Annotated in this window: 11 protein-coding genes and 1 riboswitch; of the genes, 3 read left to right on the forward strand and 8 right to left on the reverse strand. The window is 41.8% G+C overall.

Annotation, left to right across the window (positions count from 1 at the left end):
- Positions 1-82: 82 nt before the first annotated feature.
- Positions 83-472: a hypothetical protein gene (locus E0H81_RS13310; RefSeq protein ID WP_131319554.1), complete on the reverse strand. Its 390-nt coding sequence runs from the start codon at positions 470-472 to the stop codon at positions 83-85.
- A 94-nt stretch (positions 473-566) separates the two neighbouring features.
- Here E0H81_RS13310 and E0H81_RS13315 point away from each other — a divergent pair, with 94 nt between their 5' ends.
- The gene (locus E0H81_RS13315; protein WP_131319556.1) at positions 567-1,994 is read left to right on the forward strand and encodes an aminotransferase-like domain-containing protein; all 1,428 of its coding nucleotides are present in this window, start codon (positions 567-569) and stop codon (positions 1,992-1,994) included.
- Positions 1,995-2,269: 275 nt separating this feature from the next.
- On the opposite strand, the gene E0H81_RS13320 is transcribed toward E0H81_RS13315, so the two are convergent.
- Genes E0H81_RS13320 through E0H81_RS13330 form a run of 3 tightly spaced genes read right to left on the reverse strand, consistent with a single transcriptional unit; the run spans position 2,270 to position 5,553 of the window.
- Positions 2,270-3,292 carry an ABC transporter substrate-binding protein gene (locus E0H81_RS13320; protein ID WP_131319558.1) on the reverse strand — a complete coding sequence of 341 codons (1,023 nt, stop codon included), beginning with the start codon at positions 3,290-3,292 and terminating at the stop codon, positions 2,270-2,272.
- A complete protein-coding gene (atzF, locus tag E0H81_RS13325) occupies positions 3,289-5,100 on the reverse strand; it encodes an allophanate hydrolase (protein WP_131319560.1) in 1,812 nt (603 codons plus the stop codon). The genes E0H81_RS13320 and atzF overlap by 4 nt, the downstream gene beginning before the upstream one ends.
- 12 nt (positions 5,101-5,112) lie before the next feature.
- Complete coding sequence (locus tag E0H81_RS13330; RefSeq protein WP_131269032.1) at positions 5,113-5,553, reverse strand: CopG family ribbon-helix-helix protein; 441 nt, start codon at positions 5,551-5,553, stop codon at positions 5,113-5,115.
- Between the two features lie 293 nt (positions 5,554-5,846).
- On the opposite strand from E0H81_RS13330, the gene E0H81_RS13335 reads away from it, so the two are divergent.
- Positions 5,847-6,929 (forward strand): zinc-binding metallopeptidase family protein, encoded by a 1,083-nt coding sequence (locus E0H81_RS13335; protein ID WP_131319562.1) that lies wholly within the window; start codon positions 5,847-5,849, stop codon positions 6,927-6,929.
- Between the two features lie 632 nt (positions 6,930-7,561).
- The gene (locus tag E0H81_RS13340; protein ID WP_131319564.1) at positions 7,562-9,457 is read left to right on the forward strand and encodes an AAA family ATPase; all 1,896 of its coding nucleotides are present in this window, start codon (positions 7,562-7,564) and stop codon (positions 9,455-9,457) included.
- A gap of 43 nt (positions 9,458-9,500) precedes the next feature.
- Here the strand turns inward: E0H81_RS13340 and uca are convergent, their stop codons facing one another.
- The 4 genes from uca to E0H81_RS13360 form a co-directional block, all read right to left on the reverse strand.
- Positions 9,501-13,112: an urea carboxylase gene (uca, locus tag E0H81_RS13345; RefSeq protein WP_131319602.1), complete on the reverse strand. Its 3,612-nt coding sequence runs from the start codon at positions 13,110-13,112 to the stop codon at positions 9,501-9,503.
- Positions 13,113-13,128: 16 nt separating this feature from the next.
- A complete protein-coding gene (locus tag E0H81_RS13350) occupies positions 13,129-13,782 on the reverse strand; it encodes an urea amidolyase associated protein UAAP2 (RefSeq protein ID WP_131319566.1) in 654 nt (217 codons plus the stop codon).
- Positions 13,783-13,798: 16 nt separating this feature from the next.
- Complete coding sequence (locus E0H81_RS13355) at positions 13,799-14,539, reverse strand: urea amidolyase associated protein UAAP1 (RefSeq protein ID WP_131269085.1); 741 nt, start codon at positions 14,537-14,539, stop codon at positions 13,799-13,801.
- A gap of 28 nt (positions 14,540-14,567) precedes the next feature.
- Positions 14,568-14,692, reverse strand: a riboswitch (guanidine-I (ykkC/yxkD leader).
- 433 nt (positions 14,693-15,125) lie between these two features.
- Positions 15,126-16,499 carry an amidohydrolase family protein gene (locus E0H81_RS13360; protein WP_131319568.1) on the reverse strand — a complete coding sequence of 458 codons (1,374 nt, stop codon included), beginning with the start codon at positions 16,497-16,499 and terminating at the stop codon, positions 15,126-15,128.
- Between the last annotated feature and the right edge of the window lie 22 nt (positions 16,500-16,521).

Below are 16,521 nucleotides of genomic sequence, written 5' to 3' on the forward strand. Positions count from 1 at the left end.
CGACACATTGTTTGTCATAAAAAAACCGCCATTGATGGCGGTTTTTTATCAAGTCAAATATTAATTTTAGAAAACTAAAATTTCATGGATTTCGATAAGCTGTAATTTTTTTTAATATTCGAGTATCTAATTTAAGTATCTGCAAGATAGTAAATGTATTTTTACCGTCTAATAATATAATACTAATCGTTTGATCGGGGTTTTCATAACATTGAAAATTTAAGTTTGCTCTTGTAGGCAAGACCTTAAAATGAATATTTTTTTCAGAACGATAGTGATATGTATAGTTTTTCAAAAAACCTGATGCTACTTGCTTATTTAAAAGTTTGTACTCTTCTAAATTTTGGGTTTTGAGAAAAAATGAGATAAGTCCTTCACACATATTATGGTGGTGCAGCACTTGCTGAGCAGGCTTTTCTAATTTACAGGCATTTAATCCAAATAAAGTTAAGACTATCAAAATAATTTTCACACTAAGTATCCGTTTTTCATCTGAAAAGAGAATATCTCTGTTAAAGTAATGGATACAGATACAAAAATATTTAAAAAATGGGTACAGACTAGTAATGTTTCAATACCAGATTTTAGCAACTCAATTAATCAATAGAATCAAAAATCAAGAGCTAAAGTCTGGACAGAAGATGCTGTCTTTACGTCAGTTTTCTAGACAACAAAACATTAGTATTAACACGGCAAAAAGTTGCTATGACTTACTAGAAGCTAAAGGCTTTATTTATGCAGTAAATAAGTCAGGATATTTTGTTCAAAATGTTAAAAAAGCAATAAAAGTTTTTAATTTAGCTTTACCTCAACACTATGATTTTACTCCTGATGTTCAAGAGGTTTCTCATTTGGATCTACAAATTCAGATCCAAGAAGCAGCAACTAAAAAACAAGTAGCTCAATTAGGCTCAGTTCAACTTTCTCCAGATTTAATCCCAATCACTCTTTTACAACGATCCCTACTTAGGGCAATTAAGAACAGTAAAGCTGAAGATTTTCTCTATAGTGATCGACAAGGCCATGCTCTATTACGTAATGCCCTATCTGAGCACTGGGCAGAAGATGGTTTTTATATTGCACCAGAACATATCTATATTAGTAATGGGTGTATGCCTGCGCTATCGGTCATAGTTCAAAGACTGACACAAGTCGGAGACAGTATTATCGTGCCAACTCCCAGTTATAATGGTCAGCTACAATTATTAGCTTTGTTAAAACGTAAAATTGTGGAAATTCCTGCAAATATAGAAGGCTTTGATTTACAACGCTTAGAACAAGCAATGCAACAATCAGGGGCAAAAGTCTGTTTACTTACTGCTAATTATCAAAACCCTTTAGGATTTTGCCTATCCAATCAAGATAAAGAAAAAATTGCACAATTAGCGGCTAAATATCAATGTTATGTTATTGAAGATGATATTTATGCTGAATGTTGTTTTGATACTCCACGTCCTTTACCAATTAAATATTGGGATGAAAATGGCTATGTCATTTATTGTGGCTCTATTTCTAAAACAGTATCACCTGCGTATCGTATAGGCTGGTTTTGTATTCCTCAAACTCTCAATTACTTACATGCCAAACTGATCACACAGAATATAAATGTAAATACCCCCTTACAGCTTGCACTAGCGGATTTAATTTATAGCCGTGCATATCGACAGCATTTAAGTGCCTTACGCCCAAAACTATGTAAACAAGTCGAAGAGTATCGACAGTTCATCGCTGAGGCTTTTAAGGGCATTACTTTCGGTTTAACCAATCCTCAAGGTGGATATATCTTGTGGTTACAATTTGCAGAAAAAATAGATAGTTGGGAGATGTATTGTTTTGCTCAACAGCAAGATATTAATATTGTGCCAGGCTTAGTTTTTGGTGTAGGGAGTCGCTATAACAATTGTATAAGAATTAATGTAGGGCATTCTCTAACTAATGAAATTAAACAAGCGATACATATACTCGCAAGTTGGGTAAGACAACAATTACTATAATTGGGATTATGTGAGTTTCAGCATCGATTTAACACGTAATGAAAACTTATTCTTCAGAAAATGACATTGGTTGTGTCGTTGCCTAATGACATTAGATATCGCAATAGTATCTAAATTACTGAATTCTAATTACTGGAAATGACAAACAATGCGTCGCATGACGTTAGATTTTGCATGCAAATAATAAAAATCCCCAACTTGGGGATTTTATAACGATGACTTAAAAATCAAAGCATCCCAAATTAAGCTTTGGGATGCTGAACTTCAGGCCATACTTATTTCAGTTCTTGCACCAAAGTAGGCACAATCACGCTGTCGACATTCATTTCGGTGCTGTAAATACCATTGCTGACATTGAATTTATTGACGTGATAACTCGATCCGTAAATTGAATCAAACCCGGTTCCTTTAGTGAATACTTTTTTGTTCGCCTCTAGATCAAGCAAGTGCGTACCGTTAATAAACTGTTCATAGACTTTTGCATCGACACCGACCCGTTTAGACATAATGGCCGCTGCATCGGCACGTGTAGCCGGATCGTTAATGTATTTAACCGTTTTATCCCAGACCTGAATCACCTTTTTCCATTGTTCTTTATTGGCTTCCAGATGAGTCGGATTCACAGTTAAGGTATCGTAAATTAAACCGGGTTTGTCTTTAGAGGTGAAAATCACTTTGGCACCCGCCACTGAGCTCAACGCCTGATTGGCCACAGGTTGCCAAACTGCAATGGCATCAATATCGCCTGTTGCAAAGACCTGAGGCAATTCATTGGTCATGCTATTGACCAGTTTCACATCCTTTAAACTAATTTTTGCATCATCTAAAGCGGTCGATAACAGCAAGTGATCGACTAAGCCTTTTTCAGTGGCAATGGTTTTGCCTTTTAAATCCTGGATGGTGTTAATGCCGTTTTTCGCAATGATCACATCATTCCCTGCAGAATAATCCGTTGCCATGATCATCACGCCCTTGCTACCGCCAGAACCTGTGACCAGGTTATCGCCGTTGGTGACCATGACTGCATCCAGTTGATTCGCTGCAAAAGCAGACAGGGACGCCGAGTAGTCAAACCATTTAAAGTCTGCATTGACACCTGCCTCCTTCAGCCAGCCCTTCTCAATTGCCACTTGCCAAGCCACAAAACCTGGCCAGTCACTATAGCCAATGGCAATCGGTTTAGTATTCACGCTGCCTGCAGCTTTGGCTGTAGGTTCTGGAATCTTGGCGGTGTTGTCACAACCACTGAGTAAAATAGCCGATACAACAGCTGACGATAAAAATGCTTTCTTCATCATTGCGCAACTTCCCCTATACAATTGCATTTAAATTTTGTGTTCGTCGTTTTGGTCGATTGAACATAGTCACGCCATCCGCCGAAATGGCTGATATCCGTGGCATCTGCCAAGGCATAACCCTCGCAAATAAAGCCTTTCACCCAGTTCCCATCTGTCAGTTGCACATTGCCAATCCCCAGGGGTGCAGGAACTTCCGCCACAATCTGTCCAAATAAGGCAAACGGAATATCCCAGACCTCAACTTCAATCGCTTGACCGCCCTTTTGAGTGCATTGCAAGCCTGGTTTTGGCGGCGTGGTATTTTTTAGTGCATACAGTTTGTAGTTGGATGCCGTTTTGGTTTTCTGCAATAAAGTGCCACCGCGGCTGCTGAGCTGAAAATTCAGCGGCATACCACTAAGATGGGCACCGACGACTGCCAGTTTGACTGAATGTTGAGAAGCTATATTTTGAATTTTTTCATAGTGCAGATTGGATGTGCCCAGTGGTAGATTTAGCGCCTGTTGCCAGGTTTGACCAAAATGCGCCAGAGCCTGATCCATCCATGCCTGAGCAATAAAGGTGACACCGCTGGGTAAGCCATCTTCTCGAATTACATTGGGTAAAGCTAAGGCGGAAAGATCTGCGAAATTCACAAAGTTGGTATAGGCACCCATATGTGAGTTTTTCACAATTGGATGGGCTTCAACCTCAGCAATGGTATAGATGGTCGGTGCAGTGGGCACCATCAAGGCATCAAAATCTGATAACACCAGATTAATCTGGCGCGCCAATTGCGCCCGTTCATATTCAGCCTCAATCATATCTACAGCAGTAAACTGATCTGCCTGAGCAATGATTTGGGCAATCACAGGATGTGCCTGTTCACGTGGCACCATTTTTTCTACGGCACTGGTACGCTCAGCCACCCAGGCTTTGTTATACAGTGCGGATGCCAGTTGATTAAAAACACTAAAATCAATTGCTTCAACTGCATAACCCAATGATTGGGCGTGTTTTACAGCCAGTTCAAAAGCTTTTTGGCTGTCGACATCACCATAAAATTCAAGTTGTGCCGGAATGGCAATTTTTCTTTTTGAAAACTGGCTCGATACATTCTGAGGATGTACCCGGGAATATTCATCGGTTTCGTCATAACCTTGCATGACTTGAGCAACTTGCCATGCATCATCGACAGTCAATGCAAAAATCGAAATTACATCAATGCTACGGCAAGCCGGAATTAAACCTGTCGTTGAGAACCAGCCTTTGGTTGGCTTTAGTCCGACAATATTGTTGTGTCCGGCCGGGACACGACCTGAACCTGCGGTGTCTGTGCCTAAACTAAATGGCACTTGGCCATTAGCCACCGTAACGGATGATCCCGAGCTTGATCCACCACTGATATATTCCGGATTAAAACTGTTTTTTACCGCACCAAAAGGTGAGCGTACACCCACCAGACCCGTGGCAAACTGGTCCAGATTGGTTTTACCCAGCACAATGGCGCCTGCAGCTTTTAAGCGAGCGACCACACTGGCATCTGCTGTTGCCAGATAAGCAGCTTCTTTACAGGCTGCAGTGGTATGAAAACCTGCAACATCAATATTGTCCTTAACCGCAAAAGGAATGCCGTAGAGCGGTAAATCTTGTGCAGACCGATCTTTTAAGGCAGCAATTTGTGCCTGAATATGTGCGGCTGAAGCAATTTCAATCCAGGCATGATCATCGTTATTAAATGTTTCGACATACTGAATTAAATCGCTGAGTTGCATCTTTTGCGTTAAATACGCGGTTTTCCAATCCTGAAGGGTCCATAACTTTGACATGGTCAGTCTTCCTTATTTTTCATCATTTTGTGGAATGGGCGGCATCACGGCATCCATCATCTCCAAATGCCCTTTGATGACCCCTTTTAAAGCAATAAACTGTTGGCTGATGTGCTGTAGTTGATCACTGACACCCTGCATCAGCATCACTTGTAAAATTTTTTCGTCATCGAGCTGAATATGCAGTGAACTAATGACTTGGGATAAAAACTGTTGTTGCAGGTCAATCAGTTGTGTACGCAAGGGTTTGAGGCTCACGTCATAAAGCAGGGTCAAGGTGCCGACCATCACCGCGTTATGTTCGATATGATCGGCAATTAAATGTTTATTGATCATGTCGACAATGGCCTGTGAACGGCTTTCGTAGTGCTGCTCTACAAATTTTTGATCGAGAGCACTCAGCGTTTGTTCAGGCACGGTAATACTGATGCGTGCCAGTTTCTGTTTAGGCACGGTGTTATCCTCGCGGCTGATCCTGTTTCACGTATAGACCGGCACGTGCAGTTAAAAGTTCGATTAAAAACTGTTTCCATGGATGCAGTGCTTTTTTGTGTTTTGCAGCGTTCATGTGCATCTCCTGTTGGGTATTACCAAAACTTTGTTTTGTATTACTGAATGAAATGCAGAAAGCGTGCCAATTCTAGAAACAAGAAAACCGTTGAAATAGCACGTAAAGTAAAAAAAATATGTGCAAAAATAAGCGTATGTCCAAGCTCAGGACTTTATGATCATAAAATGGACATGTTATGAAGTATTTTGCGTGCGCAACTTGTAATAATCAGGTGTTCTTTGCAAATTCAGTTTGTGTGAAGTGTCAAACTGTATTGGGCTATGCGGCGTGTGAAAAAGAAATGGGCAGTTTCCGGCCAGAGGCGGATCAGCTCTGGATCGCATTGAATCCGAGTTTTAAGAGAAAACGCTTTAAGCCTTGTTATAACTATATTAATCATCAGGTTTGCAACTGGATGCTACCCGCAGAGAGTGAGCAAATTTACTGTGAATCCTGCCAGCTGACCCATACCATTCCAGACCTGAGTATCCCTGAAAATATTATTTATTGGGGAAGGATTGAGCATGCCAAACGGCGTTTTCTGTATTTGATGCAGCGTCTGAATATTATGCCCCGGCCTAAACTTTCACCCGATGACCGTTATGGTTTGTGGTTTAACTTTAAAAAGCCAGAGCATGGCCGGCCGGTGATGACCGGTCATGCAAATGGCATTATCACCTTGAACGTTAATGAAGCGGATGTGGTCTATCGTGAAACCACGCGGATCAAGATGGGCGAAAACTACCGGACACTTTTAGGGCACTTCCGCCACGAAAGCGGGCATTATTATTTTGATGTGATGCAGTATATGCATCCGGAAGTCATTGACGAGTTTCGCGCTTTGTTTGGCGATGAACGTCAGAATTATGGCGAAGCATTAAAGTACCATTATGAACAGGGAGCGCCAGCCAACTGGCAGGATAACTTTGTCAGTTCCTATGCCAGTACGCATCCATGGGAAGACTGGGCGGAAACCTGGGCACATTATCAGCATATGATGGATACGCTGGAAACTGCATACTATGCAGGACTTGTGGTAAAAACCGATAAGCAAGACCTGTCTGATCTGGAGTTTATTGAAAACCCGATTGGTGCACAGGATTTTGAAAAGGTATTGCAGAACTGGATGACGGTCACATTTAACCTGAATGCCTTAAACCGGAGTATGGGCCTGGATGATGCTTATCCGTTTACCCTGTCCAATGTGGTTTTGGATAAATTCAGGTTTATCCATCGGCATGTGCTAGATAAAGTGTTGAAAAAAGCGGTGTCTGGCTAAATGTTTATTAATTTGGTTTAGCCTATATTGTGTCGAGCTGTGTGACGTTGCGGATTGAGCTATGGGGACGTAAATTTAAAAAAAAGCCCCACTGCGCTGAGATGGGGCTTGCTTGGAATTAAGCTGAGTTGATTGATTCACCGGCTTATTTCATTTTATTGCTCATGTGCTGTAATTTTTTTTATACATCATGGGTTAACCGATGATTTTGTTTGAGTGATCAAGTGAATTGCTCTCCTCTGTTTATGTGGTATATAAATAAAAGCAGAAAGCATGCCAAAATATGAAATTAAGTGAATTAAGTCGCAATGGCATATAAAAAGCCCCACTGAAGCGGGGTTGGAAAGAATGAGGGCTATTTTCATCACTCAAAAGTGCCTAAAAATTATACTCCATTGCACCATTCAGGTTCGCTAGTGCATCAAAGGGTGGCTGTGACAACAAAGTTGAAGCAACTCAAAAAAATGTGATTGATGTAAACGCTTAAAATCTCCAAGATAAGAAAGACTTTCATGAGGCTGTTTTTATTAAACTGCAAAATTATAGATAGATACAATGATTCATAAGGTTTAAAAAATAAATTTTTTCTTATAAAATCATCAATATATAAACCATTAACAATGCAGAATTTGATGACAGAAAAATTATATTATTGGGCTGAAAATTTGGAAGGCTATACTTCAGATAATGATACTGAAAAAAATGACGATGAAGTGATAGAAATTAAAAGACTAAATTTCTTTATCGGTAAGAATAATGCTGGTAAAAGTAGGTTTTTAAGAAACTTATTTATTAGTAATTATCCAAGTGGATTCTATAATTTTCCAGAATTAGTAAAAAATTTAAAAATTCTGAAGCATCGTTTGCCTGAGTTAGAAAGGGAATTAGGATACAGCTCTAGCCTTTCAAATATAAATAATAACTACAAAGATTTAATTCGAGATTTAGAAGAAAGTAAGGTAAATCAGTTAGTATTTTTAAACTCTTCTATTAAAGGAAATTTAGAGCGAGATAGTAATATAGAAGAATTATTAAAGGACTATAGTCTTTTCGAAATAAACGATGAGCAAATTTCTAAAATTTCAGCAGTATTTCTAAGTCGATTTTATATACCTATTTTACGCGGTATGCGCCCTGTATCTGAACAGGAAAATAAACAACCCTATATCGAACGAGCCCAAAAAGATTATTTTTCTGATCCCAATAAATTTAATTCTAAAAATATTATCACAGGTGAATGTCTATATTACGAGCTTAAAATTCATCTCTTAGGTGAACCTGAGCAACGTGACCTCATTAAAAGTTATGAAGAAAAGTTAAGTCAGTATTTCTTTGATAATGAACCAGTTTCACTCATTCCTAAACACAATCAAGATGTTGTTAATATCAAAATTGGAAAGGATGCTCAACGTCCTATATTTGAATTAGGTGATGGTTTACAGCAAGCAATTATTTTGACTTATGAAGCATATATCAAAAGTAAAGACAAAAACGGAAATACAGAAACCCATGCATTTTTTATAGAAGAACCAGAACTTCATATGCATGCTGGTATGGTTCGTCAGCTCATGAATTTCTATTTAAACGAAACTAGTCATTATTATTTCTTCACAACTCATTCAAATCATTTACTTGATATGGCAGATGAATCTGATCAAGTCATGATTCAAAAATTCGTAAAACAACCTAAACAAGATAACCCCAAAGAATTCGAGTTTAAGATTCATCGTTGTGACCGTGATCGTGACTTACTCGCTTCATTAGGGGTGCGAGCTTCTTCTGTCTACTTAGCCAACTGTACGATTTGGGTTGAAGGCATAACAGATCGTTTGTACATAACAAAGTATATGGAAAAATACCTAGCGGAATTAGAAAACTCTAATAACGATCTTTATAAAAAGTATCGTCGTTTTATGCCTAATTATCACTATACCTTTGTGGAATATGCTGGAAGCAATTTAACGCATTGGTCTTTTGATGATGACTACCCAAAAACAAGAGAAGAAAGAATTAAATTTCTTCAACAAGATAGAGGTCAAAGTGCAACAGCTGTTGCAAGTGATATGTTGCTAATTGCAGATGGTGACATACAGAAAAATCCTCAAAAAATTCAGTTACTCAGAAAAGAATTAAATAAAGAAAATTTACTTATTTTAGAATGCAAAGAAACAGAAAATACACTTCCAAAAGATTCTATCATTCGAGTCGCTAAAGCTAAATTCCCTCGACTCAAGAATGTTAAACAAAGTTATGATATTGCATTAATAAAAGGTATTACCGATGAAAACCATTTCGATAATCCTAAATTTGGCATCGGTAAACTCTTGGATGATCAAATTATAAAATCAGGTTCTCAAACAACTAAAACAGCATTTTCTGACGGTACAGGCGTAGGCACGATTAAGGATAAACTCAAATTTTGCCGTGAAATCATTAATGATTTTGATGAAAACCCTGATTGGCAACTAACACCCAAAGCTAAAGAATTATGTGAAAGAATTTTTAAACATATCGAGAAATGTAACTGATGTAAAAAAGACCGCCTAAGCGGTCTTTTTTACATCTAGGACATCAAGCCACTGGCGCCAATGTAAACAACACCTGCCCTGTTTTCACCGTTTGCCCTTTCTCAATGGTAATGGCATCAACACGCATACGTTCAGGCGCAATAATTGGAATCTCAATCTTCATCGCTTCAATCACGGCGAGCGTTGCACCTTCTTCCACAATATCACCCGATGCACATTCAATCTTCCAAATAGAACCCGGCATATGCGATTCCACCGCACAACCACCTTCGGGAATATCTACACCTTCACCGTCATCCACAGCATCCAGGCTTTCAGTCATATACTCCGCCAAACCTGCTTCATGCCAGCGACGGCGCTCCGCTTCAAAATTGGCTTGTTGGGTTTTTTTAAAGCTGTGAATGGTATCGCTATTGTCTTTTAAGAATTGATTGTATTCTTTCAGGTTCAACACACCTTCTTCAATACGCAGCTTTAAACGACCGGCTTTAAAGTCCTCACGCATCTGCATCAGTTCAGCTTCAGAGACTTCATAAAACTTGATCTGGTCAAAGAAACGTAACAGCCACGGCATGCCTTGTTCAAAGTCCGGGTTTTTACGGTAGCGTGACCACATTTGTGTGGTACGGCCAACAAACTGATATCCGCCCGGGCCTTCCATACCATAAACACACATATAGGCACCGCCAATCCCGACGGCATTTTCAGGGGTCCAAGTACGCGCAGGATTATATTTGGTGGTCACCAAACGCTGACGTGGATCAAGCGGCGTGGCCACAGGTGCACCCAGATACACATCGCCCAAGCCCATCACCAAATAATGGGCGTTATAGACTACATCTTTTACTGCCTGTTTATCTTTCAGGCCATTAATACGGCGGATAAATTCAATATTGTCCGGACACCACGGCGCGTCACTTCGTACAGTTTGTACATAACGCTCAGTTGCCAGTTGGGTCTGTGAATCTTCCCAAGCCAGCGGCAAATACACGGTACGTGATGGCACTTGCATTTCCGTCACATCAGGTAATTCCGCTTCTGCGACCTGCAATAAGCGCAATAAATCCAGTTGATCGAGTTTTAATGAATCAAAATGGATTTGTAGCGAACGAATGCCCGGAGTTAGATCAATAATGCCGCGAATGTTTTGATCTTTGACCCATTGCATCAGGGCATGAATACGGAAACGTAAATTCAGATCCAGTACCAGATCGCCATATTCCACCAGCATATAGTTGTTGCCGGCAGGACGATACACCACATCAGGCGCGCCATCTTGGCCTTTTAAGGTATCAAGAACAGCATTTTTGAGTGTGCTCAGTTCAGGATAGAACGATTCATCAAATGTGACCTGTGCTGTATCCGTTGCCTCTAACATCGCATGATATTTTTCATTCAAAATTTTGGCTTGGTGATAGCTGACGGGCACAAATTTGACTTTGTCACCGGCTTTGAGTTGTCCCAGTTTCCAAAGCTCAGAATTGATCACCACCGCAGGACAGACAAACCCACCCAAACTTGGACCGTCTGGCCCGAGAATAATCGGCATATCGCCAGTAAAGTCGATTGCGCCAATGGCATAGGCATTGTCATGAATATTGGATGGATGCAGACCGGCTTCACCGCCGTCTTCACGTGCCCATTCCGGTTTTGGTCCAATCAGGCGGATACCGGTACGGCTGGAGTTAAAGTGAATTTCAAAGGTATGGGCAAAGAAAGTATCAATGTCGCGTTTGGTAAAGAAATCCGGTGCGCCATGCGGGCCGTACATCACCGCAATTTCCCAATCATGGGAGAAGGTGGGAACTTGATCTTGCGCTAAAGCGACTGTTTCAATTGAACTATATGCTGTGATTGGGAGCATATCGCCAATCAGCAAGTTACGTCCTGCATGACCGCCAAACTGACCTAAAGTGAAAGTCGCTTTAGAGCCTAAATATTCAGGGACATTCAGACCGCTTTTAATGCCGATATAACTACGGCAACCGGTGCTAACTTTGCCACATTTTAATACCTGACCTTTTTTAATGTTGATGGTCTGCCACATGGCAACCGCCACGCCATCCAAGGTCGATGGCATATCACCACCGGTAATGACAATTTGACTGTCACAGTGGAATTTCAGGCTTGGCCCTTGTAAGGTACATTCCAGACCTGCTGTATTGGGTGCATTGCCCAAAAGCTGGTTCGCCACATTTAAGGACAGTGGATCAATCGCTCCCGATGGTGGTACACCGACATTCCAGTAACCGAGTCGTCCGGTGACATCTTGCACAGCGGTTTGAATACCGGCTTGCAACACTTCAATCTTTTGGGTTTTCCACTCAAAGGTATTTAAAAAGCGTGTGGTCTGCGTACCGGCTTTAAATACTTCACCGGCAACAATGTTTTGTAAATATTCAAGATTGGTTTCGATGCCCGCAACTTGGGTTTTCGCCAAAGTGTCTGTCATGGCTTGAATGGCAGATTCACGGGTCTCGCTTGTCACAATGATTTTGGCAATCATCGGGTCATAGAATGACGAGACATTGGAACCGGTTTCGACCCAGGTTTCATTACGTGCGTTGGCATCAAACTCTACAAAAGTCAGTAAACCTGCGCTCGGTTGGAAATTTTTAATCGGGTCTTCCGCGTACAGACGCACCTGAATCGAATGACCTTTGGATTCTAATTTTTCAGTGGGTGCAGCCCACGTACCTGCGGCAAGTGTCACCATCCATTCCACCAAGTCCACGCCAAAGACTTGCTCGGTCACGCCGTGTTCGACTTGCAGACGGGTATTTACTTCCAGGAAATAGAATTCCTGGGTGTCGGTGTCCATCACGAATTCAACTGTCCCTGCAGAACGGTAGTTCACCGATTGCATCAATTGAATAGCCACATTTTGAATATAATCACGTTGTTCGTCATTGAGATGTGGTGCCGGAGTTTCCTCAATCACTTTCTGGTTACGGCGTTGCACCGAACAATCACGTTCACCCAGTGCCAAGACTTTCCCGTGACCATCACCAAAAATCTGCACTTCAATATGGCGTGCGTTTTGGACAAATTTCTCTAAATACAATCCGGCATCTTTAAAATTGGCTTGGGCCAGATAAGATACCGTGACATAGGCATCTTTCAGTTCAGCTTCGTTCCAGACCAGACGCATGCCGATTCCGCCACCGCCTGCGGTACTTTTCAGCATCAGCGGATAACCAATACGCGCCGCTTCGGTTAACGCTTCTGCTTCATCCGCCAAGAGTTGACTGCCCGGAAGTAATGGTACATTGGCCTGAATCGCAAGTTCACGCGCGGTGTGCTTTAAACCAAACTCCCGCATCTGATTTGAATTTGGACCAATAAAGGCGATTCCCTGTGATTCACATAAATCACAAAATTCAGCATTTTCAGACAAGAAACCATAACCCGGATGAATTGCTTGTGCGCCGGTTTGTTTCGCCACTTCCAGGATTTTTTCAACGTTTAAATAGCTTTGGCTGGCTGGTGCTTCACCGATATACACCGCTTCATCAGCCAGTGTCACATGCAATGAATCACGATCGGCTTCGGAATAAACCGCAACAGATTGAATGCCTAGTTTTTTTAAACTACGAATGACACGGCAAGCGATGGCACCACGGTTGGCAATTAAAACTTTAGTCAATTGAGGCATAGGATTATTTTTCATTTTAAGCTTCCTCACCGTCACGAACCACTAACTGGATTTGCGTCGGGTTGTAGGCATTGCATGGGTTATTCAGTTGTGGACAGTTGGAGATCAGCACGATCAAATCCATTTCCGCCTGAATTTCAACGTATTTTCCCGGTGCAGAAATACCGTCTTCAAATTTAAGCGCACCTTCTGCAGTCACCGGTACATTCATAAAGAAATTAATGTTCGGTCCAATATGACGCACGTTTAAGCCATGTTTTTGTGCAATGGGATGCTTTGCCAGTGCATACATAAAGTTATTACGGCAACTGTGCATCGGATAGGTTTCATGTGCATAACGTACGCTATTGCTTTCACAGGAACATGCACCGCCCAAAGTGTCATGGCGACCGCAGTTATCATCATGAATGATGGCCATCGGACGACCCACGTTGCTGTATAAGGTGGTGCCTTTTTCCAGATAAATATATTGGTTAATCGCCAAGGTATCGGTTGCGCTATAACGCTCGGACGGATTTTCTGCCGAGATAAATAGCGTATCTACCGCCTGGTTGCCTTCTAAGTCAATAATGCGGAAATACTGGCCTTTTTTGACTTCGCACATCCATGCTTCACCCGCAGGGCAGACTTCGCTTAATACTGTTTTTTCAAAATTTTGTAGTACCGTCATGATGCTTCTCCTGATCTTAGATGCTGCTTAGCGCGTAGTAACGGGCATTGTTGGCAAATGCACGCTGGTTTTGCGGACAGGCATCACGACAAATATCGCTTTCACTTAAAGGATTGGCTTTGAATAAAGACAATTGAATATCTGCAGGACTGTAGCTCGCACTTGAATCCAAAGCATGTGGCGCGGCTGACAGAAACAGCAGACAGTCCATTTCAAAACGCAGTTCTACAATTTGATCACTGTTATCTGCACTGGCATAAGACAGCTTGCCCGTAGCATCTGGGGCAACTTTAGAGAAAAGATTCACGGTGGCGCTGAGATCACTTTGGTTTAAGGAAAATTTCGCCATTTCCACCAATAAACCATCCACACCGCTTTGGTACATCTGATTGCGGGCATCTTGAAAGGTACGTGTTCCAAATTGTTTTTTAATTTGTTCAGGACGCGAAGCACCGCAAAGCGTGTCATTCCAACCATGCTCATCAGTGACAATAGAGGCCATGACACGTCCCAAATCTGAATACAGCACATTGCCCGTGCTTAAAAATGCGGTGTGTTGACCTTTCAGGCTGTCTGGCATGTTAAAGCGTTCCAGCTTGTCATCAGCATTGACACAGAACAGCGATACATTGGCATGGGCAGAGCGTGCTTTAAATTGCAGCAGCGCACCTTTTTGAATGCGTCCCGACCAATGATGCCCTCCAGGCAAAACCTCAGTCCAGAGTATCTGATTATTATGATAGTTGCTTAAGCCCATTGCGGTTACCTCTTCGGTTGTTGGCATGACCTCCCGGGCTTTTATCCCTCCGTGTAGCTCTATTTTTTATAAAAAACAGGCCGTGAACTCTCGGTCTCAGGCATACGATTTTCTAACTTTTGAAAATGTACCGGAACCCTAGATCACTTTTTTCATGTCATAGATAAAGCAAAGGCTGTGCCAACTTGGTAATACGATTTTTTGTTTTAGTCATACTGTTTTGCTTCAAAAAGCATGCATTTAAGAGCGTTGTAAAAATCAATGCACCAGAACTAGTCAATTTATTCCCAAATTGACTAGTTCCATTTTTAACAGTAAATTATTAATCATAAAGAGCGGACCTTATTAGGCTTTTCCCTAGGCGGTCCGCTTTTTTTAAATCAAGACTGGTTAAATCGGGCTCTTCCTGACAAACCAGTCTTTTTTATGCCTAAATTTTAAAATCAGTCCTAAAGCCATTGTTTAGTATGTCTACCACTGACAAAGATTTTTTTTAGGACAAAGTACCACTACATTATGATTTTCTATGCAAGCAGGATCTATTGATGTTGCATAAAAGATAGCGTCAACAGATTTTAATAGAATATTAAGATTCTTCACGCTGTAATTCATTGACGGCTTGACCTTGCTGGGCAAACCACTGATCACGACGCTTAAACAATAGCGGCGCAGCTTGATTGACTTGATCAATCAAGGCCTGTAAATCGGCATTTACCAGGCGGCCATTTCCCACCACGACTTGTCCTGCGACCATAGTCATCAACACATCTTGTCCTTGTACCGCATGCACGAGGTTGCTGTGTAAATTAAATAAACGACCGTGATCAATCAGCGGCGTCATGCGTGGGGTATCCAGTTTCACTGCAATCAGGTCTGCCTGTTTGCCGACTTCTAGCGAACCGATGTCATGCTGCATGCCCAAAGCCTTTGCCCCTGTAATCGTGGCCATCTGACATACCGACCAGGCATCCAGTGCGGCTGCATCCAGGTTCGAGAGTTTCGCCAATAACGAAGCGGTTTTCATTTCCTCAAACATATCCAGATTATTGTTTTCTTTTTCTCCATCGGTGCCTAAACCGACCGCAATCCCCTGACGCAGCATTTCAACAATGGGCGCTGCGCCAGAGGCCAATTTCATATTGGAAATCGGGTTATGTGCCACACCCACTGCATGTTGTTTTAAAATTTGAATCTCGTTGGCATCCGCCCAAACGCAATGTGCCAATAAAGTTTTCGGTACATCGAGCAGTCCCAATTTTTCTAAACTTTCAATTGGACGCATGCCAGAGCGGCGTAAATTTTCCTGTACATCAAACTGGCTTTCGTTGCTGTGGGTATGAAAACCGGTTTGATACTCATGACACAGGTTTTCAATGCGTTTTAATGCTGAATTCTCGGCATAAAACAGGTGCTCCAAGCCGACCCAGACCTGAATTCGCCCATTAGCCTGTTGATGCCAGCGCTTGATTAGGGCTTCATTGCTTTTTAAGCTTTCAAAATAATGGTGATCCGGATGCTCCGCAACATAGGGCACAAGAACGGCACGAATCCCCAAGTCTTTTGCCGCCTCGGCACTGCCATCCATATAACGCCACATATCGACTATGGTGGTGGTCCCCGACAAAAGCGCCTCGGCATAGCACAAGTAAGATGCAATTTTGGCATCTTCAGGGCTGAGTACGCGGTGCATCGGGTCAATAAACTGCTGTAACCAGTCCCAGACCGCCAAGCCTTCAGCCGTACCGCGCAGGAAACCGGAATGGCAATGGGTATTGATCAAGCCCGGCATCAGCAGGGTCTGTGGATAATGCTCAATAAGTACCTCGGGATAGCGCTGGCTTAACTGCGCCAGTGTGTCTACGGCTTTAATTGTGTCGCCATCAATCAGTACAGCGCCATTTTGAATGCATTGGTTCTGCACATTCATGGTCAGGACATAGGCCGCGGTTAAAATTTTCATTATTTGTCCTCAAATCTATGCT

This window comes from Acinetobacter terrestris (assembly GCF_004331155.1).
Lineage (GTDB): Bacteria > Pseudomonadota > Gammaproteobacteria > Pseudomonadales > Moraxellaceae > Acinetobacter > Acinetobacter terrestris.